The sequence below is a fragment of the Segatella copri genome, assembly GCF_026015465.1.
GTDB lineage: Bacteria > Bacteroidota > Bacteroidia > Bacteroidales > Bacteroidaceae > Prevotella > Prevotella copri_E.
In genome coordinates this window covers 172,906-196,353 of the sequence record NZ_JAPDUQ010000002.1, presented here as the reverse complement: position 1 = coordinate 196,353, position 23,448 = coordinate 172,906, and the positions used below count along the sequence as shown (strand labels likewise).

The following is a 23,448-nucleotide window of genomic DNA, read 5'->3' as shown; positions in this document are numbered from 1 at the left end:
ACTGAATTAATAGAGGGGCGTTTTATGATAAAAGATAGAGTTATAAACCCTATCTTTTACTCTATTTCCTCTATCCTTGCCAACTCCCAGCCCTTGAACTGCATGATAATCTTATGAAGCGTTGTGCCCTGGCGAAGAGCCTCAACCCTTGGAGCATCGGCATATCGCCTAATCTGTTCCACTGCATCCAACCATTGCTTCTCCGACTTCTTCATAGGGCTACCATCTTCCTTCAAGACATCCTTCAACTCTTCATCAAACTCCTTTCTGGAGAGAACCTTGAGTTCGAGGATATAGCTGTGCTGAGTGGCATAATGGGTATGATCAGGCAACAGGAAGAAATCACAATAGCCATGATTCAACTCCAATTCGGGAGCCGTGATGTAATAATCGTTGAGGTTCAAGTATGCCATAAAGAAACCTTGCAGATTTCGCTCCGATTCTATTCCGTCACGCACAGAAGAAACCTTAGCGTAGGCATCAGCCATGAAACGCAGTCCTTCTTCCCATACTCCTTCATAAGCCATGTCGTAATAGTAATCCGTCAATCTGTTGGTATCCACATACGACTTTGCCTGATACTCTTCTTCCAAATATCCATAATATTGCTTGCGAACATTATTATTAGGAATGCCCAAAATCAACTTTGAACCACGTGTACCCTTGATGGTCAACATACCATAATAAAACAGCAAACTTGGGAAGATTTCAGCCTTCGGTATCTGATAGGCAGAGAACTGTTCCTCCAGTTGGGCAACAATCTGTCCCTCTTCCGCTATCTTGCGGATGATACCCTTGCGCTCGCCATCCAACTTATCGAATTGCAAGAGTTTCTTCATCTTGCCATAATCGGTCTTGGTATTCGGGTCTATCATCTGCCGAGGAGAGCGTCCGTAATCCATATAATTGCGAAGATAGTAAAGCACCATATCGCAATTAAACATTCTGACACTCTTATTCAATGCTTCTTCTGCAAAGCAATAGTTGTCGTACCAAGGCTTCATATCGTTGACGATGGCTTCCACATCGCTATCTGCAGGAATGCTTCCCATCTCCTTATAATAAGTGAACATCTCGACTACATCCTTGGTAGAGAAGCCCAGCATCTCGTCGAACTCTGGCTTTACAGAGATATTCCATCCCACATTATACCCACTTGTCACATCATCCAGGGTTACAGGACTGACACCCATCATGAAGATGCGCTCGAAGTTTCCCTTGAACTTCTTGAAAACATCACGATAGAAACCATCGGCATGAGTAATGGCATGATACACTTTCTCACCATGTTCATTGAGCACTACATTAGTAAAATTATCATACTCGTCGATGATAAGATAAAGCTGAAAATGATTTGCCTTGGCTGCATCAAAGATTATCTGCATCTTATCAGCATACTGTGTCTTTGTTTTGATTTCCTGAACCTTCTTATCACCATAATATGCAGCATACTGCTCTGCAAAACTATCCAACTTGATACAGAGATAGGCATTGAATCTTTCCTCCAAGACTTCTATCTTACCTGTAATTTGAGAAAAATCCAGGAACAGTACCTGGTAAATTCCTTGCAGGGATGTAGGATGCTGGCCTATCCACAAATTACCGAAGAGTTTTTCGAAACTCTCCTTTTGGTTACAGTCATAGTAAGAGTAGAGCATACTGAGAAACAGGCTTTTTCCAAAACGACGGGGACGGATGAAAAAGAGATTGCGTTGCTGCTTCTCCAGCTCTGGCAAAAACATCGTCTTATCGACATAATATAGATTCTGACTCATCACCGTGGCAAAATCAGATACTCCGTATGGTACTTGTTTTACTTGCAGTTTCATCATGCTATGAAATTTAACCAGTTTACATACGCAAAGTTACGGCTTTATTTTGAAACAACCAAAGTTTTCACTGCTTTTTTGGTCGCACCAGTAAATTCCTGTATCCATAATCCCACATTATAAACACAAGAATTTACTGGCATACCCTTATCATTTGACTATAAATCACAAAAATTACTAGAAAAGTTTGGCAGTTTCGAATTTTCAGCGTATCTTTGCAACAATAATAAAAGAAAGGAAAGCTATATGGAAACAAAAGACAAGAAAATACAAGTTCATACCATAGACTACAAAGACATCGACAAGTTTTTCCCTGCTCATAGCGAGATTACTATGTCTCCACTTCCGAAAGGACACATAGCACGACTTGCTACCATCCACAAGGTTAAGGCTCAATAAAAACTTCAAGATGAAAAAGTCTATTACACAAAAATATCCTGCAAAGGCTGAAAGCATTCTGTCAAGCTGTTTTGTGATAAAACCTGCAACTAACAATAAACTTGAATATTGCGAAGCCAAGGATGTCCTTTGGGATACAGGTGCTACAAACACTATTATATCCAGAAACATAGCAGCTGCTTTAGGATTGGAACCTATCCAAAAAGCCATGATTGCAGGAATTGGCGGAAATGTAGAGGCTTACACTTATAAAATAAGCCTATATTTTGCCAAAGAAGGTGCTTGGATAAAAGATTTGGAAGTTCTTGCTTGTGATTTAGAAGACAATGACATTATCATTGGCATGGACACCATTACACGAGGAGACTTAGCTATCACCAACAAAAATGGAGAAACATGGTTCTCTTTCCGTATTCCTTCACAAGAGCATATTGAATTTGAGTAAGACGTTTATTATCTAAAAAATCCCTGCCATAGGAAGCCTTTCCTACAGCAGGGATTTTTCTATTGGGAATCGTCAAGAATGACTTAACTATCAATTCTTAACTATTAACTATCAACTATTTATACTCGCCCCAAGCCTTGATATCGATATCCTCGAGCTTGGTAGTGCAGAATGCATAGATGAATGCGCTCGCCAGACGACTATTAGTAATCAATGGCACGTTCAGGTCGATGGCAGCACGGCGAATCTTGTAACCATTACTCAACTCGCTGCTGGTCAAGTTTTTCGGAATATTCACTACCATATCAATCTCATGGTTGTGGAGCATCTCCAAAGCCTTAGGCGCACCACCTTCTGCCTCCTCTGATGGCCAAAGCACACGGGTGTTCTCAATGCCATTCTCGGTGAGGAACTTGCTACTACCACCGGTTGCATACAGCTTGTAGCCATGCTTAACCAGCATCTGGGCTGCATCAAGCAAATCTACCTTCTGCTTGGCAGAACCAGTAGAAAGCAGGATGTTCTTGGCAGGAATGCGATGACCCACAGAAAGCATACTCTTCAGAAGTGCGGTAGATGTATCGTCGCCCAAGCAACCTACCTCACCCGTACTGCTCATATCCACACCCAATACTGGGTCTGCCTTCTGCAAACGGTTGAAGCTGAACTGAGAAGCCTTGATACCTACATAGTCGAGATCGAAGAGGTTCTTGTGTGGCTTCTCTACTGGCAAACCGAGCATTACGCGGGTAGCCAACTCGATGAGGTTGATCTTCAATACCTTGCTTACGAATGGGAACGAACGGCTGGCACGAAGGTTACACTCGATAACGAGAATATCATTGTCACGAGCCATGAACTGGATGTTGAACGGACCATTGATGTGCAACTCCTTGGCAATCTGACGACCTACTCGCTTTACACGACGAACTGTCTCAACATACAACTTCTGAGGAGGGAACTGGATGGTAGCATCACCTGAGTGAACACCGGCAAACTCGATGTGCTCGGAAATCGCATAGGCAATCACCTCGCCATTCTTTGCCACTGCATCCATCTCAATCTCCTTGGCATGTTCAATAAACTTACTTACTACCACTGGGTGATCCTCGCTTACATTGGCAGCCAACTGCAGGAATCGCTTCAGCTCATCCTCGTTAGAACATACGTTCATCGCAGCACCAGAAAGCACGTAGCTAGGACGAACCAATACAGGAAAGCCTACACGCTCGATGAAGTTGTCGATATCCTCCATAGAGGTCAGGGCGCTCCACTCTGGCTGGTTGATGCCGTTGTTGGTCAACATCTGAGAGAACTTGGCACGATCCTCAGCGTTATCGATGTCCTTGGCAGCAGTACCCAGGATTGGCACGTTCTGTGCATCGAGGTGCATAGCCAGGTTGTTTGGAATCTGACCACCGGTAGATACGATAACGCCATGAGGCTGCTCCATCTCGATGATATCCATCACACGCTCGAAGGTCAACTCGTCGAAGTAGAGACGGTCGCACATATCGTAGTCGGTAGATACGGTCTCTGGGTTGTAGTTGATCATCACAGAACGCCAGCCTTCCTTGCGGATGGTGTTCAATGCCTGAACGCCACACCAGTCGAACTCTACGGAAGAACCGATGCGGTAAGCACCTGAACCGAGTACGATGATAGAACGGTGGTCGTTCTCGAAGGTAATGTCGCTCTTCACGCCTGCATAGGTTACATAGAGGTAGTTGGTCTGAGCAGGATACTCTGCTGCCAGGGTATCAATCTGCTTCACTACAGGCAGGATGCCATAGCTCTTGCGCTTGTTGCGAACCAGGAGGGCAGCCTTGTGCATGTTGCCCAACTCCTGCTCCAAGCCCACGGCGCGGGCTACCTGGAAGTCGGTAAAACCGTAAACCTTAGCGATGCGGAGCAAATCCTGTTCAAGAGTATTGATGTTGCACTTCTTCATCGCCTCGTCGATATCGATGATGTGCTTCAACTTCTCAAGGAACCACTTGTCAATCTTGGTCAAGTCGTGAATCTGATCTACGGTATAGCCCTTGTGCATTGCCTTTGAAATCACGAACACACGCTTATCTGTTGGCTCGCGCAAAGCTGCATCGATATCGTCGATTTCAAGTTCCTTGTTCTCTACGAAACCGTGCATGCCCTGACCAATCATACGAAGACCCTTCTGGATGGCCTCCTCGAAGTTGCGGCCGATGGCCATTACCTCACCTACTGACTTCATAGATGAGCCCAACTCCTTATCTACACCACGGAACTTAGACAAGTCCCAACGAGGAATCTTACAAACTACGTAGTCCAATGCTGGCTCGAAGAAGGCAGATGTGGTCTTGGTTACTGAGTTCTTCAACTCGAACAGACCGTAGCCCATACCGAGCTTGGCTGCAACGAAGGCAAGAGGATAACCAGTAGCCTTAGATGCCAAGGCTGATGAACGGCTCAAACGGGCATTCACCTCGATTACACGATAATCCTCGCTCTTAGGGTCGAAGGCATACTGCACGTTACACTCACCCACGATTCCGATGTGACGGATAATCTTGATGGCGAGGGCACGGAGCTTATGATACTCAGAATTGCTCAGGGTCTGAGATGGAGCGATGACGATACTCTCACCGGTATGGATTCCCAGTGGGTCGAAGTTCTCCATGTTACAAACTGTGATACAGTTGTCGTAACGGTCGCGAACTACCTCATACTCAATCTCTTTCCAGCCCTTCAAACTCTTCTCTACCAATACCTGTGGAGAGAAAGAGAAAGCCTTCTCTGCGAGTTTGTTCAGCTCCTCCTCGTTGTCTGCGAAACCAGAACCGAGACCACCCAAGGCGTAAGCAGCACGGATGATGACAGGATAGCCGAGCTCAGCAGCAGCCTTGCGGGTCTGCTCGATGTTCTCGCAAGCCTCGCTCTTGATGGTCTTCACATTGATTTCATCCAACTTCTCTACGAAGAGCTCACGGTCCTCAGTGTCCATGATAGCCTGTACTGGAGTACCCAATACCTTGACATTATATTTCTCCAGGATGCCCTGGCGATAGAGTTCTACACCACAGTTGAGGGCAGTCTGACCACCGAAGCTGAGGAGGATTCCGTCTGGCTTCTCCTTCTGGATGACACGCTCTACGAAGTAAGGCTGCACTGGCAGGAAGTAAATCTGGTCGGCAACACCTTCTGATGTCTGTACGGTTGCGATATTCGGGTTGATGAGCACAGTCTCGATACCTTCCTCGCGCAATGCCTTCAGGGCCTGCGAACCTGAGTAGTCGAACTCACCTGCTTCACCGATCTTCAAGGCTCCAGAACCTAAGAGGAGCACCTTCTTTATATTTTCGTCTTTCATTATTTTCCTAATTATTTAAGTGTTTCTACAAACTTATCAAACATGAACTCTGTATCCACAGGGCCTGAGCAAGCCTCTGGGTGGAACTGGCTTGAGAACCAAGGGTTCACCTTGTGGCGGATACCCTCGTTAGAGCCATCATTCATATTTACAAAAAGCTCCTCCCAATCGTTGCCCAATGTCTTGGCATCAACGGCATAACCGTGGTTCTGAGAGGTGATGTAGCAATTGTTGGTTCCTACCATGCGCACTGGCTGGTTGTGTGAACGGTGACCATACTTCAACTTGTAGATAGTAGCACCGGCTGCCTTAGAAAGCAACTGGTTACCCATACAGATACCGCAGATAGGCTTGCGGCTCTGGCTGATCTGCTTGCGAATAATGTTTACTGCATCCTCGCACATATCTGGGTCACCAGGACCATTGGCCAGGAACAATCCGTCGAAGTCCATATCGGTGTAATCGTAATTCCATGGCACACGGATCACCTCTACGCCTCTGTTGATGAGGCAACGGATGATGTTTGCCTTCACACCGCAGTCAACGAGAACCACCTTCTTGCCGGCACCCTCGTTATAACGGATAATCTCCTTGCAGCTTACCTGGTCAACAAAGTTTACACCCTCATAGTTAGCCTCAGGAATGTTGTCTGGTTCATCATCAAAGAGAATCTTACCCATCATCACACCATGCTCACGAAGCACCTTAGTCAACTCACGGGTGTCGATGCCTGTGATTCCTGGCACCTTTTCGCGCTTCAACCAGTCGGCAAGACTCTCCACTGCATTCCAGTGGCTGTACTGCTCGCTGTAATCATTCACGATGATGGCAGAAGCATAAATCTTGTCACTCTCCATGAAGGTTGGCAAACCGTTCTCCTCGAAAGTAAATGGAGGCACACCATAGTTGCCCACAAGAGGGAATGTAAGTGTCATCAACTGACCGGCGTAAGAAGGGTCGGTCAAACTCTCTGGATATCCCATCATGGCTGTGTTGAACACAACCTCGCCCGCTACAGGAGCGTCATATCCAAAAGATTTGCCATGGAACTTGGTACCATCGCTCAAAACTAAGGTTACTTTTTTCATATCTGACATTTGATTCTTTTATTTCATACTTATAAGAGCAAATGAATTCTTCACTCTTCGTTCTTCTCTATTCACTTATTTATGATAAACGTTTTCGATGTAGTTTACAAACGACTGGTTGCAGAGCTTCGTGCCGCCTGGGGTTGGATAATGACCGGTGAAATACCAGTCGCCCTTGTGGTTTGGAATCGCCTCGCGCAAGCCCTCGATGCTCTGGAATACAAGCTGGATAGGAGTGGTCATGCCCTCTGGGCGAAGCATCTCAACAATCTTCTCGTTGATTTCCTCGGTGCTGAATGACTTGTAGATGGAGCGTACTGGATTGATCTGCTCCTCCTTTGGCTTTGCCAATTCTGCCTTGCAAGCCTCATAGGTCTGCTCGATAAGGTCTTCCATCTTGCGCTCTTTCAAAAGCTGGATGGCAGCACGGAACACGCAGAACTCTTCCAGTCTTGCCATATCGATGCCGTAGTAATCCGGATATCGGATCTGAGGGGCACTGGAAACCACTACAATCTTCTTAGGATGCAGACGGTCGAGGATGCGGAGAATACTCTCCTTCAGGGTAGTACCACGCACGATACTATCATCGATAATGACAAGATTATCCACATTCGGCTCGATGCTTCCGTAGGTTACATCATACACATGGCTCGCCAGGTCGTTACGACTGTTGCCCTCGGTGATGAAGGTACGGAGTTTGATATCCTTCCATGCTATCTTTTCTGAGCGGACGAAGTCGCCGAGGATTTCGTATAATTCTTCTTTTGATGGAACATGGTCGAGGTTGGCAATCTGCTCAATCTTGGTCTCATTAAGATACTTCTTGAAACCGCTCAACATGCCATAGTAAGCCACCTCGGCAGTGTTCGGGATATAGCTGAACACGGTGTGGTCTACATCATAATCCACAGCCTTCAGGATAGGCTGGGTCAACTGCTCGCCCAACTGCTTACGCTCCTTATAGATATCCTTGTCGGAACCACGACTGAAGTAGATGCGCTCGAATGAGCAGGCTGAATCGCCCTTCTGCTCCATGATGCGCTCGATGCTGCACTCTCCGTTCTTCTTCACGAGAAGCGCCGTGCCCGGCATCAGTTCCTGCACTTCCTCTGCCTCCAGGTCGAAGGTGGTCTGGAGTACAGGGCGCTCGCTGGCTACTACCACGATTTCATCGTTCTTGTAATAGAACGCAGGACGGATGCCCCAAGGGTCGCGCATAGAGAACATTTCACCCGAACCGGTGATACCGCAAACCACATAACCGCCATCAAAGTTCTTCATCGTGGTCTTGAGTACATTGCTCATCTTCACGTGGTCTTCTATATAGTTGGTGATATCGGTATTCTGCATCTCCATCGCCTTTGCAGCTACGAAGTTGCGCTCCACCTCTCTGTCCAGACGGTGGCCCATCAGTTCAAGCATGATGTAGGTGTCGCTGTAGATGCGAGGACTCTGGCCCTGCTTGGTAAGTTCCTCGAAGATTTCATCTACGTTGGTCATGTTGAAGTTACCACAAAGGCAGAGGTTCTTCGCCTTCCAGTTGTTACGTCGCAGGAATGGGTGCACATACTGAATGCCACTCTTTCCGGTGGTACTGTAGCGCAGGTGTCCCATATAAAGTTCGCCTGCAAAAGGCAGTTCCTCTTTAGCGAACTTTGCATCAGCAAGCTGCTCGGGAGTCAGGCTCTTGAAGTTGGCATTCGCCTTGCCGAAGATTTCGGTCACGGCATTCTTGCCCTCTGCACGCTCACGGAACATATACTCATGACCAGGCTTACCGCCCAGTTTGACACAAGCCATACCAGCACCCTCCTGGCCACGGTTGTGCTGCTTCTCCATCATCAGATAGAGTTTGTTGAGTGCGTACATCCAAGTACCATACTTCTGCTGGTAATACTCCAGTGGCTTGAGCAATCTGATCATTGCTACACCACACTCATGTTTCAATGGTTCCATCTCTCTATTATCCTTATCTTATTTAGTTAAATTTGAATATACCTATCCGAGGGATCCCCCTCCAAAAAAAGGGAAACGTCAAGAAATGACGAATCCCTTTATATATTATTCTACAGTAACTGACTTGGCCAAGTTTCTAGGTTGGTCAACGTCCTTGCCCTTACATACAGCTACATGGTAAGCCAAGAGCTGCAAAGGAATGGTAGCCAATAATGGCTCCAGGCACTCCAAGGTCTCAGGGAGTTCAATCACTTCGTCGGCAATCTTAGAGATGGTTTCGTCGCCATTGCTGACAATAGCAATAACACGACCCTGACGGGCTTTAATCTCCTGGATATTAGACAAGACCTTCTCGTACATGAAGTTGTGGGTAGCAATAACTACCACTGGCATATCGCTGTCAATCAATGCGATAGGACCATGCTTCATCTCCGCTGCAGGATAACCCTCAGCGTGGATGTAGCTAATCTCCTTCAACTTCAATGCACCCTCAAGGGCCACAGGATACTGGAATCCACGGCCCAGATAGATGAAATTGCGAGCGTATGTAAACGTACGGCTCAAGTCAGCTATCTTATTGTTGAGCTTCAACACTTCCTTCATCTTGGCAGGAATGTTCCAAAGCTGTTCTGTAATCTTCTGATATTCATTTTCGCTGATGGTTCCCCTCTCCTTACCGATGGCAAGTGCCAGGAGGATAAGGACGGTAACCTGACCAGTGAACGCCTTGGTAGAGGCAACACCAATCTCCGGACCTACGTGAATATAGGTACCTGTATCTGTCTCTCGTGCGATGGAAGAACCGATGGAGTTACAGATACCATAGATAAACGCACCGCTCTCCTTGGCAAGCTTGATGGCAGCCAGGGTATCAGCGGTTTCACCACTTTGGGAAATGGCGATGACCACATCATCCTTCGTTACCACAGGATTACGGTAACGGAATTCAGATGCATATTCCACTTCCACAGGGATGCGACAATAGTTCTCTATCATCTGCTTGCCGATAAGTCCGGCATGCCATGATGTACCACAAGCCACGATGATGATTCGCTTGGCATTGAGAAGCTGCTGGCGATGGTCGGTAATGGAGCTGAGCACGACCCCCATCTCAGTCTCCTTCTTGCTGGTTGTATCGTCGCCATCAGTCATTACGCGAGTTTCCACTGTGCGGCTAACTACACGACCACGCATACAGTTACGAAGGCACTCTGGCTGCTCAAAAATTTCCTTCAACATAAAGTGAGGGAAACCGCCCTTCTCTATCTGACCGAGATCAATGTCTACGGTCTGTACCTCAGGGTTGAGTTTAACGTTCTGGATGTTCACCACCTGCAATTCCTCACCGAGGCGCATCACAGCGATGTTACCATCCTCCAGATAAACCACCTTATCTGTATATTCGATGATAGGACTGGCATCAGAACCGAGATAAAACTCACCATCCTTTCCGATACCTACAACCAACGGACTCTGCTTACGGGCAGCAATGATCTGATTAGGGTTACGCTTATCAAGAATAGCGATAGCGTAGGCTCCGATTACCTGACGGAGAGCCACCTGAACGGCAGTCAGCAAGTCGAGATTTTTCTTTATCTGAATATATTCAATCAGCTGAACGAGAACCTCAGTATCCGTCTCGCTCTTAAACTCTACTCCCTTAGCAATGAGATTCTTCTTGATATCGGCATAGTTTTCTATGATTCCATTATGAATCATGGCAAGGTTCTTGCTAGAGGAATAATGCGGGTGAGCATTTACAGCTGAAGGCTCTCCATGGGTAGCCCAACGAGTATGAGCAATACCCACATGTCCCGAAATATCCTTATCAGAGCAGAACGCTTCAAGATCTGCCACCTTACCCTTTGCTTTGTAAACGTTCAAAGCACCATCATTACTGATAAGAGCCACGCCTGCACTATCGTATCCACGATATTCCAAACGCTTTAAGCCTTTGATAAGAGCAGGATAAGCCTCACCCTTACCTAAATATCCTACAATGCCACACATATATATATTATTATTTTTGTAGTATCCTGATTTTACTCCCTTCTATTACCTGCTATCGCAAGATATTGACAATCAATGATGCGATAGAAATCAATGTACCAACGGCAGAGAACCACAATGTAGTAGATGAACCGATAGATGAGTTTTGAGCTTTCACCTTATTTGGTTCTACATAGATAATATCATTCTGCTGCAGATAATAGAATGGTGAATTAATGATATTTGCATCATTCAAGTTCATACGATAGGTATGCTTCTCTCCTGCTGCATCCTGACGAATCAGCAACACATTGTCGCGCTTACCATAGATAGTAAGGTCGCCTGCCTGAGCCAAAGCCTCGAGAATACTCATTTTCTCCTGAGGTACTGAAATGATGCCCGGCTTGGTAACTTCACCTAATACAGAAACATGATAACTTGCCATACGAACTGTAACGATTGGATTTTCCTTTGCTGCCAAGTAAGGCTTTACCTTTTTCTTGATAAGATCTTCTGCCTGTTTCTTGGTCAAACCACCTACATGCAATGTTCCAACAACAGGAAACTCGATGTTACCGGAATTGTCAACCAGATAACCTTGCAAAGAACCAGTACCAGAACTCAACTGCCCGCTGTTTCCCAAAGTTTGAGAAACAGAAAGGTTGAAAGGCATGGCAGCCTTTGGATCTGTCGTAATCACGGTAATGGTAAGTTCGTCCTTAGGCATAATCTTAGCTTCATAAAGCATTCTTGAAGCAGCCAAACTGATAGAATCTGCATTTTGGAAATAAGCTACATTCTTAGTACTTCCACAACTGCCAAGTACTAAGAGCATAGTCAAAGCGACTAAAACTGAACTAACGAGTTTTTTCATTTTCTAAAATTTTCGTTTTAAAATATTGGTGCAAAATTACGGTATTTTTTTGAATACTGCAAATTTTTGCACCAATAATTCTATTTACGTCTATTTTTTTTTGAAATAATAGCCTTTTTTACTTATCTTCGATACCATTTGATGGCAAATTAAAGCTATAACTGTTATCGAAAATCTTCTTCACTTTATTAATCTCTACGAAGGTTGTGCCTCCACCCTCTCCAAAGCTACCGCTCAGATAAGCAATCTTATCCTCCTCACCTAAGTAGCCTTTCTGGCGAAGCATACGTACCGCTGCGGTAAACATAGCCTTGGTAGAAACCTGATCCTTCTGATGAATTGGAATAATACCATAGCTCAGATTCAACCAGCGCTGGAGTTTCTCCTTATAGCAGATTGCCAATACCGGATTTGGACCACGGAAGGCTGCCAGGTCGCGTGCAGTCTGACCGGTCTCGCCATCGGTAATAATACCAGCAACACCCAACTTCTTTGTAGCCTCAATGGCAGCATGAGCCAGGAAGAGCTTCTGGTCAATCTTACCATCTTCCATTGGATCAATATCATTCAGTGGAGACTTATCCTTCTCTGCCTGCTCAGCAATACGGGCCATGGTCTGCACAGCTTCTACAGGATACTTTCCGCTTGCTGTTTCACCAGAAAGCATCAGCGCATCGGTGCGATAGAAGATAGCATTGGCAATATCGGTTACCTCTGCACGAGTAGGACGTGGATTCTTAATCATTGTATGCAACATCTGTGTTGCTACGATTACCGGTTTCTGCGTCTTCACACACTTAGAGATGATACGGCGCTGGATGCCTGGAATTCTCTCGATTGGCACCTCGATACCCAGGTCACCACGGGCAACCATGATACCATAGCAGGCATCAATAATCTCGTCAATATTATCAACACCTTCCTGATTTTCAATCTTAGAGATAATCTTGATATCACTGTTGTGAGCGTCCAAGATATCCTGAACTGCCTTCACATCGGCTGCATTGCGCACAAAAGAGTGAGCGATGAAATCAATATCCAACTCGATAGCGAGTTCAATATTTCGGCGGTCTTTCTCTGTCAGTGCAGGCAGGTCGATATGCTCTCCCGGCACATTCACGCTCTTGTGAGCCCCGAGCACTCCCTCGTTCTGAACCTCGGCAACCAGCATAGGACCCTGGCTGTCGATAATCTTCATATCGAGTTCACCATCATCGAAGAGCAAATCATCACCTACCTTTACATCGGCTGCGATGTCAGGATAACTCACATTCACAATATCATGAGAAGACTCCATTTCCGGACGTCCAAAGATTTTCACTACATCACCAACATTGTAGTGGATAGGTTCCTTCACACCTGTAGTTCGCACCTCAGGACCTTTGGTATCAATCATAATACCAATATGTGGAGACACGGCTCTTACATTCTTTACGATGGTGCGTATACCCTCTTCTGTGGCATGAGCAGTATTCATACGAACAACGTTCATACCGGCGAAAAACAGTTTTCGGATAAAATCCTGATCACATCTACGATCACTGATGGAAGCGACAATCTTTGTTTGTTTCATATTTGTAATTTACCTTATTGAAATTTCAATGTTTGCGGTATTTCTACCATATTTCTTAAATTGCGTGCAAAGATACAAAGAATTTCTGAAATAAAAAACATCTGAAATACAAAATATATATAAAATATTGAGTTACTTTCAAATTGAAAGCGCATAAAACAGAAAATCTAGCCAATGGGACACTTCTCGTTCCCATTGACTAGATAACAAATCTATTAATCCCATTGAAAAACAGGATTCTTAATGATCAATTCTAAATTAGATGTCCAAATCTGGCGCCTTCTCAGCTCCTGCTGCTGCCTCAAACTTAGGCATCACATTGAAATTGAAGAGGCCGGCGATAAGGGCACTAGGCATTTTTCTAACCGTCTGGTTATAGTTCTGAACGGCTTCATTATACTTGCGGCGTGCCTCGCTGATACGGTTTTCCGTACCCTCTTCCTGAACCTGAAGAGCCTTGAAGTTCTCGCTGGCTTTCAACTCAGGATATTTCTCGGCTACTACCATCAGTTTGGAGAATGCATTCGCCAACTCGCCCTGTGCAGCAGTATATTTCTTCAGGCTAGCCTCAGTAAGATTATTGGCATCCAGTTTTACCTGACCTACAGCAGCACGAGCCTTGGTCACCTCGGCGAAGGTTTCTTTCTCATGCTTGGCATAAGCCTTTACAATCTTAGCCAACTGTGGCATCATATCAGCACGACGCTGATACTGAGTCTGAACATTAGCCAACTCTGTGGTAGCCAACTCCTGTTTCTCTACCAATCCGTTATAACCACTGAACATCCATAGTACCAGCACAACTACGATGCCCAGAATAATCCAGCTTTTCTTTATACCTCTCTTTGCCGGTTGCATGTTTGAATTCATTGTCTGTTCCATTGTCATTATTATTAATTATTAATTCTAAACTATAAACTATTAACTATCAAAGGCATCACCATCCTCCGCCAGAGCCACCTCCGCTAAAGGTACCTCCGCCAAAAGAACCGCCCGAGAAACCGCCGCCGGAAGAACCGCCACCTCCCATAAAGAAAGGAGGTATCCAGTCATCGTCATTGTTTCTCCTACGAGACTGGTTTCTCTGATTGCTCTTCGGTCTTGGCTTCACAATGCCGAGCATCTCCAGAATATACCTGATAAACAGATAGATAGGAATACCGAAGAAGATAAGGAAGAGGATAATGACCAGGAACCAGTCCTCTTCGTCATTAACCGAACCTTCATCAACATCCGCAATTCCCGTCCGTCCACTTTTCACCTTATTATATATAGCACGGCTTACAGATGCTACTGCCTCACCCGGATTGCCTTCGCGCATATACTTCACGATGCAAGCTCGGGCAATATCATCGCAGTCTACATCGGTCAACTCACCCTCCAGTCCGCTTCCTGGAGCAATAAAGTACTTATGGTCCTCCACCGCGATGACAATAACCAGTCCTCTCCGACTCTTCTTGTAACCGATACCATATTGGTTGCCCACATCCTGCGCCATCCGGAAGGCATCCTGGTTATCAACCTTTCCCACAATGATGAGCACATTCTGTACGCCACACTCCAACTTCAGTTTCTGAAGATAGAAATTGGCAGAATCCTTCTGAGCCTTATCAACATATCCATCCGGGTCGGAAACATATTGCGTAGAATCCTTGAGGAAAGGAATCGGTACATTTTTCGCCGTCCAGACCTCCCCAGCCGTCAACGCCAATGCATGAAAGGCAACCATCATCAAAGCCAAAAAATATCTCTTAAATCTCATAATTTCTCTATTTTGGTGCAAAAATACGCAATAAAAACCTTATATGCAAATACTTAGAGCATTATTTTTGCAAAAAAAGCCTTAAGTATTTTGTTATATCATAAAAAACTTGTATCTTTGCACACCGAAATAAAGATTAACAAGTAAAATTAGTAAAAAATAAAGAAATGACCAAAGCAGATATCATTAATGAGGTAGCTATCGCTACTGGTATGCCTAAGAAAGAAGTAGGTACTGTAGTAGAGGCTTTTATGGAAGAGGTTAAGAAGTGCCTCATCGAAAAGAAGGACAATGTATACTTGCGTGGCTTCGGCAGCTTCAACATCAAGCATCGTGCTGCTAAGACTGCCCGTAACATCTCTAAGAATACAACCATCACCATTCCAGCTCACGACTTACCAAGCTTCAAGCCATCAAAGAGCTTCATCGAGGAGATGCAGAACGCTCAGTAATACTGCTGGACAGGAAGAGAGAAATATCATTTTTTATAATAACAATATTTTAAAATTTTAAAATCATGCCAAACGGAAAGAAAAAGAAGGGCCACAAGATGGCTACTCACAAGCGTAAAAAAAGATTACGTAAGAACAGACATAAGAGCAAGTAAGCTAGCAGTGTAGCTAGTCTACTATAGCTCTCGGTCAGTTCGTGACTGAGGGGGTGTGTCAGTTCTGATATGGAATGACATACCCTTTTTTTGTATTAATTTAAAGTTAAAAGATTATTGAAGATATGACAAGCGAAGTTGTAATTGATGTCCAACAGAAAGACATCTCTATCGCACTCATGGAGGACAAGCAGCTGGTAGAATACCAGAACGAACCTCGTGAGGCATCGTTCTCTGTGGGCAACATCTACATCGCAAAGGTAAAAAAACTGATGCCGGGTCTTAACGCCTGCTTCGTGGATGTAGGTTATGAACGCGACGCCTTTCTTCATTATCTTGACCTAGGAAGTCATTTTAATTCCTACCAGAAGTACCTTAAACAAGTACAGAGCGACAGAAAGAAACTTTTCCCATTCTCTAAAGCCAGCAAAATGCCTGAATTGGAAAAGGACGGCAGCATACAGAATGTGCTCAAAGCAGGACAGGAAGTGCTGGTACAAATCGTAAAGGAACCAATCTCTACCAAGGGACCTCGACTCACAGGCGAAATCTCATTCGCGGGCCGATACCTGGTACTCATGCCATTCGGTGATAAAGTTTCTGTCTCGTCGAAAATTAAAAGCGGTGAAGAACGCTCCCGACTCAAACAACTCATTCACAGCATCAAACCAAAGAATTGCGGCGTTATCGTCCGCACTGTGGCTGAGGGTAAGAAGGTCGCTGAGCTCGATGCTGAACTGAAAGTCCTGGTGAAGCGATGGGAGGATGCTATCGCCAAGGTACAGAAGACCCAGCAGCGCCCGCAACTTGCATTCGAGGAGACCGGAAGAGCCGTTGCTCTCTTGCGTGACTTGTTTAACCCATCTTACGAGAACATCTACGTGAACAACGAAGATGTAATGAACGAGGTGAAGAATTATGTTTCTCTAATAGCCCCTGAAAAGGCGGGCATAGTTAAGCTCTACACCGGTAAGGTGCCTATCTTCGACAATTTCAGCATTACCAAGCAGATTAAAGCTGGCTTTGGTCGTGTTGTTAACTACAAGCACGGTGCTTATCTCATCATCGAGCACACCGAGGCCTTGCACGTTGTCGATGTAAACAGTGGCAACAGAACTCGTGAGAAAGGTCAGGAAGCAAATGCACTGGATGTTAACCTCGGCGCTGCTGATGAGTTGGCAAGACAATTGCGCCTCCGAGACATGGGAGGTATTATTGTTGTCGACTTCATCGACATGAATCTTGCCGAAGACCGACAGTTGCTCTATGAGCGCATGTGCAAGAACATGCAGAAGGACCGTGCCAAGCACAACATCCTGCCATTGAGCAAGTTCGGACTGATGCAGATTACACGCCAGCGTGTACGTCCGGCAATGGATGTGAATGTAGATGAAACCTGCCCTACCTGTTTCGGTACGGGCAAGATTAAGTCTAGCATCCTCTTTACCGACCAGTTGGAAAGAAAAATCGACCGCCTAGTCAACAAGATTGGCGTCAAGAAATTCACTTTGTATGTGAATCCTTACGTGGCTGCCTTCATCAACAAGGGCTTCATTTCCCTGAAGCGCAGATGGCAGTTTAAGTATGGTTTCGGCTTCAATGTGATTCCTTCACAGAAACTGGCATTCCTCCAGTACGAATTCTACGACAAGGACAACCAGTATCTGGACATGCAGGAAGAACAGGAAACAAAGTAAGTTTTTAATTATCAGAAAAAAGCTCCATTCGTATCAGTTTGCGAATGGAGCTTTTTTATTTTGGTTTTCTACACCTTATTATATATAGGGCATTTTAGTAATCTATCTCATTATTCACCATTTTCTCTGTGTCCCAAGGTGCAGGAGCACCGCCAAGATAACGATGGAACCAGTCGAGGTGCGCATTGTAATAGAGCGGCATAGACTTCAGGTTGCTTGGCCAGTGACCATCATACTTCAAGACTATCAGTCGCGAAGGAATGTTCAGGGTCTGCAAAGCTGTGAAATACTGCAAACTCTGGGTATATGGTACACGATAGTCCAGCTCGCCCGTCATCACGAGAGTTGGTGTTGAGAAGTTCTTGATGTATGAGGATGGCGACCACTTCTCGTAGAGATCGGAATTATAAGGCTGTCCCTCTAACTCAAAGTTAGGAAACCATACTTCCTCAGTACTGCCCCACATAGAGCGCAAGTCATATACACCCATCATGGAAGCCAGACACTTGAATCGCTTGGTATGACCCTGCAGCCAGTTCATCATATAGCCGCCATACGACCATCCCATCGCTCCCATCCTCGTGGAGTCAACATATTCCAGAGTTGCCATCTTATCGGTAACCTTCATCACATCCTCAAATACCTTTCCGCCCCAATCACCGGAAATGGCACGGGTGAAAGCCTGACCATATCCCGTAGAGCCATGAGGGTTAGGATAAGCCACCACATAACCGGCAGCAGGATAAACCTGCCAGTCGCCACGGAAGGAATTCATCCACTGCATCTGTGGTCCGCCATGCACATTGATGATAAGCGGATATTTCTTGCTGGCATCAAAGTTGTGTGGCTTCACGATGAATACCTGTACCTTGTCGCCACCAGCGCCATCTACCCAGATGCTCTCAGATGGACGGATATCCACCTCATCCTCCAACTGCTGGTTGAGGAAGGTTATCTGCTGTTCCTTGCCGCTGGCTACAGGAGTTCCATTCCACTTTTTTACCTGCTGGCGATAAAGAGCCGATGGTTTGCCTGTCGTGCTATAGGTATAATATACCATACCCTTATTGTCGAAATCAAACTCCGAGATGGCCTTGCCCGTCAATACCGGCGAGATGGTTTTTCTGGCTATATCGAGCTTGTAGAGCGGCTCAGCGCCCTGTACCTGACCGAGGAAGAAGATACTCTTGCTGTCGGGAGCCCATTTGTAATCATCTACCCAGTTGTCAAACTTCTCTGTCAGGATGGTAGACTTCTTTGCAGCCCGGTCGTAGATAGCAAGACGGAAGCGATCTGACTCATAACCAGGTACTTGCTGCAAGCGGTAAGCGATATACTTGCCGTCAGGCGAATAGGCTGGAGTACCATCCCAAGCCTTGTTCTCCTTCGTGATGCAGACCGGTTCTCCCCCATTCACAGATACCGTCCACAGGTCGGCATTGGTGCTAGCCTCCTGATGCTCATCATGATTGGATACGAAACAGATCTCCTTGCTGTCAGGAGAGAATTGATAGGTGATTCCACCCCCAACCACGAATATCAGCGAATAATTGCCCGGAGTCAGATCCTTGTAAGTCTTCGTCTGTGTATCGAAAAGGATAAGGTGATTGCATCTGCCATCATTATAGCTCGTCCAATGACGGTAGAGCAACTTGTCGGCGATATGCGCCTGTACAGGTCCCTGCTCCTTTTTCTCCATCCGGGCCTTGTTAGCCTTGGCATCAGCTCCCAGGTCGGGATATACTTCTGCGGTAAAGGCAATGTATCGCTCATCCGGAGAGATGACAGGACTACCGATACCCAACTCATAATCAGTTACCTGTTCCGTCTCACAGGTAGTCAGATCCATGCGAAAGATCTGAGCCGTCCCTTTCTCATAATTAGTAAAGAAGATACTCTTTCCATCCTTGCTCCATATGGCAGAACTGCTCTTTCCATCCTCGGTAAGAGCCTTGGCGTGAGAGCCATCCGCATTCATGATGTAGATATCGGAGCCAGACTTCTGGTTCTTCAGGTCAGAAGAACTGGCGGTATAGCAAACCGTCTTACCATCAGGCGAAAGGCTCACCGAAGATACGCCCTTCACCCTGTACAAATCCTCGATGGTAAACGCTCTTTTCTGAGCGTTTGCCGAAAGCAGCGTCATCACGACTGCTGCCGAAAACATCAATCTCTTGTTCATATAACCTATAAATATTTATTTTTCAGATGCAAAAGTAACAATTATTTTTGGATTTTCTGCAACCTTTTCACTACTTTTATCGTCTAAGCTATAAATAACATTGATAATAACATAAAAAAGAAAGGAAAAGATTATGATTTTAAGTACCACTCCAACCATAGAAGGCCACCCTATCCGTGAATACCGTGGCGTAGTAACCGGCGAAACCATCATCGGTACCAACTTTGTAAAGGATTTCTTTGCCAGTGTCCGTGATGTAATCGGCGGCAGAAGCGGTTCTTACGAAAGCACCCTCCGCGAGGCTAAGGATACAGCCCTCAGAGAGATGGCCGACCGTGCCGCATCCCTGGGCTGCAACGCCATCGTGGGCATCGACCTGGATTACGAAACCGTAGGAAAAAGCGGCTCCATGCTGATGGTAACATGCAGCGGAACGGCGGTGATTATCTAAGTTCTGCGACTGTACAAAAGAACAAAACATGCTTGAAATGGGGCGGTAACTGCCTAAAAAAATCGAGTTACCGTCCCTGTTCAGTTATATTTTTATCTATATAGTGTGGTGACATACACCTGATGAAGGTCACCAACTTTCTTCTATTTCATTTATTCTATCACCCAATCCTCTATACTTCGCTGGTTTTCCGAGAAGTTAATACCCACTTTCACAACCTTTCTCCCATCATCGGCAAAAGCCTTGGCATAGTTCTTATCGCTGATTTGCGCCATGGCGATGTCGGCAGACTTCTTATATTTCAACTCAAAGATAAAGATACTCTTATCCGTCTTGAGCACAAGGTCTATTCTTCCATCCGAAGTGGTATGCTCCACCTTCACATCTTCGCCAAGCATGGTGAAGATGGTGAATATCACGGCTTGATAGTGACGCTCATTATTGTTGATAATCGTATATGGGAACTTATCATAGAATGCCTTCAAATGAGGCATAAAAGCTTCCATGTCATCATTGATGAGCACATTCTTGGAATAAGCATACACGATGGCATCATATCTGTTCATGTCTTGCGCAGAATAATACCTGACGAGACTTTCCGAGAAACCTTGTCTTACTTCTTGATCTGGGAAACAGAGATGATACAACTTGCCTTTCTTCTCATATCCTTTAATGGTAAGGTAGCCACTTTGGAAAAGGACAGGAATAGGATCAGCAAGCTTTTCCGTAGGTGTATCAAAACGTGATGCCTGTATCCACAGATCGTCCAGATTGAGCATATCCAAATTCTTCTGCTGCAACAACTCCACCAGAAACGTAGGCGTACCAGATGTAAACCAATAGCTATTAAACTCCTTATCATCCAAAGCATTGATAATGCTGTAAGGATTGAAGATATCCTCGCTATTGATACTGAAATGGTAGCCATCATAATGCTGCTTGAGTTGCTGCAAGGTCTCCTCATAAGTGAGTCCATTATGCTCAGCCATCTCCTCGATACCCTCACGGAAATACTGAGTCAATTCACTCTTGGTTATACCACAACAGCTACTGTATTCATCCTTCAACGTGAGAATCTTGAGATTGTTCAACTCGCTAAAGATGCTGAGCTGGCTAAACTTGGAGATGCCTGTGATGAATACAAAGCGGATGTTTCCCTCTTGCTGCTTCAAGGGGCTGAAGAAATCTCGCATGATATTGCGGATGGTTTTCTGCAAGTCTTCGTCACTGACAGAATCATGCATAGGAGCATCATATTCGTCTATGAGAACAACAACTTGTTTACCTGTTTGAGCAGCTGCTGCAAGCAAGATGTTCTTAAGACGACCTCCAAAAGACTTCTCATCTATTGGATTAACTTTTAAACCATATTTTTTCTCTTCTACTTCTAGTATTCCGTTTAGAATTGAATATGTATTCTCCAAACTATAATATTTACCACAGCTCAGATCCAGGTGGATGACAGGATATGCCGTCCACTCCTTCTCCATCTGTTCGATGGCAAGTCCCTTAAACAGTTCTTTCTTACCTTCAAAGTAGGCCTTGAGAGTAGATACAAACAAGGATTTTCCGAATCGACGTGGGCGACTCAGAAAATGAAACTTGGCATAATGAGCCAACTGATAGACGATAGCCGTCTTGTCAGCATAGAAGTAATTCCCCTTCACGATTTCGGAGAACGTTTGTATTCCCAAAGGATATCTCTTTGAAGCCATAATCTTACTCTTAATAATTAATGTACAAAGATACAGATAATATTTCAGAAAACAAGCATTTTTCTGATTATTAACAATATATCACTGCAAAAATAGAACCGCAATTCAACAAAACATGCTTGAAACGGGGCGGTAACGGCCTTAAAAAACGACCCGCACATTTGAGCATCGTTGAGAGGCTTGGCGGGTTCTCGTGCTGCAAAGATACGAATAATCTTTGATAATACAAACTTTTGAGCAAGAAAAAACAGCCAACCTTCAATAGCATATTTGAAAGTTGGCTGTTTTTCATTTATAATGTTTCCTGCAAGTTTTTACTAGGCATAAGCTTACTTGTATTTTATCTATAAAGTTATCTCCATAGGGGCTCGGAAATCCAATTTTCAGGGAATCCCATTGCTGCAGGATCTACCTGTGGATAAGAAACGAGTAAGGATTTGAGCTCATTCTTGAAGTCCAATCCATATCCCATAGAATCAAGCCAATATGCAATACAACAGGCTATAGCATATACTTTGTTCGCATCAACACCTTCTATGTTCACCCATGCACCACGCAAAGAGGCATTCATTTGTGGAGCATTGGAGAGATAACGATTCCAAAGTCGTGAGTGATGAGCGCAACAGTTTCTTAGGACAGTTACACTACGCATCCAACTTTCCAACACCTCATGCTGTGGAAGATTGAACTGACGAGCTACACGCTTCTTCAACTTCTTGTCACCGAAATTGTAATAGAGTTTTGAAAGCGTACCGAAAGATGCCAGTTCAAGCGTTTTCCATGCAGGAGGGAATATCGGCTTGTCATAGTTGCGCCTATGTTCCTTGATAAAGTCCTCTTTACAACGCTGAAGCTCTCGATCTATGGAGTTCATATTCTCAATAAACTTGTGCTCATCGTCAGCAAGGCTTGTATCAAAGAACCAAAATGGTCCATGTGCCAAAGAGAACTCTTGTATAATCTTTGTGCGCAAAGCAATCTCTAATCGTTGAACAGCCTTGAACATCAAATCTCTCAACTCTATATCAAAGTTATAGAGAGCTACGGCATCTTCAAATCTACTATTAGGCTTAAACTGATGTGTAGTTTTGTCTTCCTCCATAGGACGAAGGTATTGAACAAAACGAAAATAGCTGACCTCACCAAGAAATTTTTCAGCCTTGGATGAATCAGCAATATTTAAGCCTCTACTTTTTAGTAGTTCTATTTGTTCCGAAATAGAAAGAGCCTGCTTAGTGTATAATCTTAATGTACCCATAAAAAGCAAAAGACCCGCCCTGGTTCGCTGTTCAAATGGGAAGCGTGGCGGATTCTGTTGCTGCAAAGATACAAATAATTATTGATAATACAAACTTTTGAGCAAGAAAATTCGCGCAAAAGTAGATTTCTTTGACATATTTATATTTAATAGTGTTAAATCAGACCATAAAATCACATTTTATCTGTCGAATAAAACATTTTCCGAAATAGAATTGTTACCTTTGCAACGTCTATCCCTATACCGGAAGCCTCGATGTGAAATTAATTTC

At 44.8% G+C, this 23,448-nt stretch carries 16 protein-coding genes and 1 pseudogene; 5 read left to right on the top strand and 12 right to left on the bottom strand.

What is annotated here, in order from left to right; translation table 11 throughout:
- Positions 1-56: 56 nt before the first annotated feature.
- Positions 57-1,832 carry an ATP-binding protein gene (locus ONT08_RS07640; protein WP_118200015.1) on the bottom strand — a complete coding sequence of 592 codons (1,776 nt, stop codon included), beginning with the start codon at positions 1,830-1,832 and terminating at the stop codon, positions 57-59.
- Positions 1,833-2,075: 243 nt separating this feature from the next.
- Between ONT08_RS07640 and ONT08_RS07635 the strand changes: the two genes are divergently transcribed.
- Complete coding sequence (locus tag ONT08_RS07635) at positions 2,076-2,228, top strand: hypothetical protein (RefSeq protein WP_181985913.1); 153 nt, start codon at positions 2,076-2,078, stop codon at positions 2,226-2,228.
- Between the two features lie 10 nt (positions 2,229-2,238).
- Positions 2,239-2,673: a retropepsin-like aspartic protease gene (locus ONT08_RS07630; protein WP_117587382.1), complete on the top strand. Its 435-nt coding sequence runs from the start codon at positions 2,239-2,241 to the stop codon at positions 2,671-2,673.
- Between the two features lie 115 nt (positions 2,674-2,788).
- Here ONT08_RS07630 and carB read toward each other — a convergent pair whose 3' ends face one another.
- The 8 genes from carB to ONT08_RS07590 all read right to left on the bottom strand — a co-directional run bounded on the left by carB (position 2,789) and on the right by ONT08_RS07590 (position 15,267).
- Complete coding sequence (gene carB, locus ONT08_RS07625; RefSeq protein ID WP_264959645.1) at positions 2,789-6,022, bottom strand: carbamoyl-phosphate synthase (glutamine-hydrolyzing) large subunit; 3,234 nt, start codon at positions 6,020-6,022, stop codon at positions 2,789-2,791.
- Positions 6,023-6,033: 11 nt separating this feature from the next.
- Entirely contained in the window at positions 6,034-7,110 is a 1,077-nt protein-coding gene (gene carA / locus ONT08_RS07620) for a glutamine-hydrolyzing carbamoyl-phosphate synthase small subunit (protein WP_040553026.1), read from the bottom strand.
- Between the two features lie 75 nt (positions 7,111-7,185).
- Positions 7,186-9,069, bottom strand: a complete 1,884-nt coding sequence (locus ONT08_RS07615; RefSeq protein ID WP_264959644.1) for an amidophosphoribosyltransferase — start codon at positions 9,067-9,069, stop codon at positions 7,186-7,188.
- A 105-nt stretch (positions 9,070-9,174) separates the two neighbouring features.
- Positions 9,175-11,079 (bottom strand): glutamine--fructose-6-phosphate transaminase (isomerizing), encoded by a 1,905-nt coding sequence (gene glmS / locus ONT08_RS07610; RefSeq protein ID WP_117692286.1) that lies wholly within the window; start codon positions 11,077-11,079, stop codon positions 9,175-9,177.
- Positions 11,080-11,131: 52 nt separating this feature from the next.
- Positions 11,132-11,932, bottom strand: coding sequence for a polysaccharide biosynthesis/export family protein (locus ONT08_RS07605; protein WP_117587379.1), 801 nt, complete (start codon positions 11,930-11,932; stop codon positions 11,132-11,134).
- 118 nt (positions 11,933-12,050) lie between these two features.
- On the bottom strand, positions 12,051-13,505 hold the full coding sequence (pyk, locus tag ONT08_RS07600; RefSeq protein WP_264959643.1) for a pyruvate kinase: 1,455 nt from the start codon (positions 13,503-13,505) through the stop codon (positions 12,051-12,053).
- 258 nt (positions 13,506-13,763) lie between these two features.
- Entirely contained in the window at positions 13,764-14,387 is a 624-nt protein-coding gene (locus tag ONT08_RS07595; protein ID WP_228112425.1) for a LemA family protein, read from the bottom strand.
- A gap of 55 nt (positions 14,388-14,442) precedes the next feature.
- Positions 14,443-15,267, bottom strand: a complete 825-nt coding sequence (locus ONT08_RS07590) for a TPM domain-containing protein (RefSeq protein WP_264959642.1) — start codon at positions 15,265-15,267, stop codon at positions 14,443-14,445.
- 155 nt (positions 15,268-15,422) lie between these two features.
- Between ONT08_RS07590 and ONT08_RS07585 the strand changes: the two are divergent.
- Together ONT08_RS07585 and ONT08_RS07580 are read left to right on the top strand one after the other, a co-directional pair.
- Positions 15,423-15,719: pseudogene (locus tag ONT08_RS07585) on the top strand (HU family DNA-binding protein); the annotation flags it as partial.
- Between the two features lie 280 nt (positions 15,720-15,999).
- Positions 16,000-17,571, top strand: coding sequence for an Rne/Rng family ribonuclease (locus tag ONT08_RS07580; protein WP_117692278.1), 1,572 nt, complete (start codon positions 16,000-16,002; stop codon positions 17,569-17,571).
- 94 nt (positions 17,572-17,665) lie between these two features.
- On the opposite strand, the gene ONT08_RS07575 is transcribed toward ONT08_RS07580, so the two are convergent.
- Positions 17,666-19,753 carry a S9 family peptidase gene (locus tag ONT08_RS07575; protein ID WP_264959641.1) on the bottom strand — a complete coding sequence of 696 codons (2,088 nt, stop codon included), beginning with the start codon at positions 19,751-19,753 and terminating at the stop codon, positions 17,666-17,668.
- Positions 19,754-19,886: 133 nt separating this feature from the next.
- Here ONT08_RS07575 and ONT08_RS07570 point away from each other — a divergent pair, with 133 nt between their 5' ends.
- Positions 19,887-20,204 (top strand): heavy metal-binding domain-containing protein, encoded by a 318-nt coding sequence (locus ONT08_RS07570; protein ID WP_117587376.1) that lies wholly within the window; start codon positions 19,887-19,889, stop codon positions 20,202-20,204.
- A gap of 152 nt (positions 20,205-20,356) precedes the next feature.
- On the opposite strand, the gene ONT08_RS07565 is transcribed toward ONT08_RS07570, so the two are convergent.
- On the bottom strand, positions 20,357-21,919 hold the full coding sequence (locus ONT08_RS07565) for an ATP-binding protein (protein WP_119235805.1): 1,563 nt from the start codon (positions 21,917-21,919) through the stop codon (positions 20,357-20,359).
- A 352-nt stretch (positions 21,920-22,271) separates the two neighbouring features.
- A complete protein-coding gene (locus tag ONT08_RS07560) occupies positions 22,272-23,021 on the bottom strand; it encodes an Abi family protein (RefSeq protein WP_229775085.1) in 750 nt (249 codons plus the stop codon).
- Positions 23,022-23,448: the final 427 nt, after the last annotated feature.

Coding starts and splice junctions, on each gene's coding strand:
- ONT08_RS07635 (WP_181985913.1), top strand. CDS start 2,076: ATGGAAACAAAAGACAAGAAAATACAAGTTCATACCATAGACTACAAA.
- ONT08_RS07605 (WP_117587379.1), bottom strand. CDS start 11,932: ATGAAAAAACTCGTTAGTTCAGTTTTAGTCGCTTTGACTATGCTCTTA.
- ONT08_RS07575 (WP_264959641.1), bottom strand. CDS start 19,753: ATGAACAAGAGATTGATGTTTTCGGCAGCAGTCGTGATGACGCTGCTT.
- ONT08_RS07630 (WP_117587382.1), top strand. CDS start 2,239: ATGAAAAAGTCTATTACACAAAAATATCCTGCAAAGGCTGAAAGCATT.
- ONT08_RS07595 (WP_228112425.1), bottom strand. CDS start 14,387: ATGGAACAGACAATGAATTCAAACATGCAACCGGCAAAGAGAGGTATA.
- pyk (WP_264959643.1), bottom strand. CDS start 13,505: ATGAAACAAACAAAGATTGTCGCTTCCATCAGTGATCGTAGATGTGAT.
- ONT08_RS07560 (WP_229775085.1), bottom strand. CDS start 23,021: ATGGAGGAAGACAAAACTACACATCAGTTTAAGCCTAATAGTAGATTT.
- carB (WP_264959645.1), bottom strand. CDS start 6,022: ATGAAAGACGAAAATATAAAGAAGGTGCTCCTCTTAGGTTCTGGAGCC.
- ONT08_RS07580 (WP_117692278.1), top strand. CDS start 16,000: ATGACAAGCGAAGTTGTAATTGATGTCCAACAGAAAGACATCTCTATC.
- ONT08_RS07590 (WP_264959642.1), bottom strand. CDS start 15,267: ATGAGATTTAAGAGATATTTTTTGGCTTTGATGATGGTTGCCTTTCAT.
- ONT08_RS07615 (WP_264959644.1), bottom strand. CDS start 9,069: ATGGAACCATTGAAACATGAGTGTGGTGTAGCAATGATCAGATTGCTC.
- ONT08_RS07565 (WP_119235805.1), bottom strand. CDS start 21,919: ATGGCTTCAAAGAGATATCCTTTGGGAATACAAACGTTCTCCGAAATC.
- glmS (WP_117692286.1), bottom strand. CDS start 11,079: ATGTGTGGCATTGTAGGATATTTAGGTAAGGGTGAGGCTTATCCTGCT.
- carA (WP_040553026.1), bottom strand. CDS start 7,110: ATGAAAAAAGTAACCTTAGTTTTGAGCGATGGTACCAAGTTCCATGGC.
- ONT08_RS07640 (WP_118200015.1), bottom strand. CDS start 1,832: ATGATGAAACTGCAAGTAAAACAAGTACCATACGGAGTATCTGATTTT.
- ONT08_RS07570 (WP_117587376.1), top strand. CDS start 19,887: ATGATTTTAAGTACCACTCCAACCATAGAAGGCCACCCTATCCGTGAA.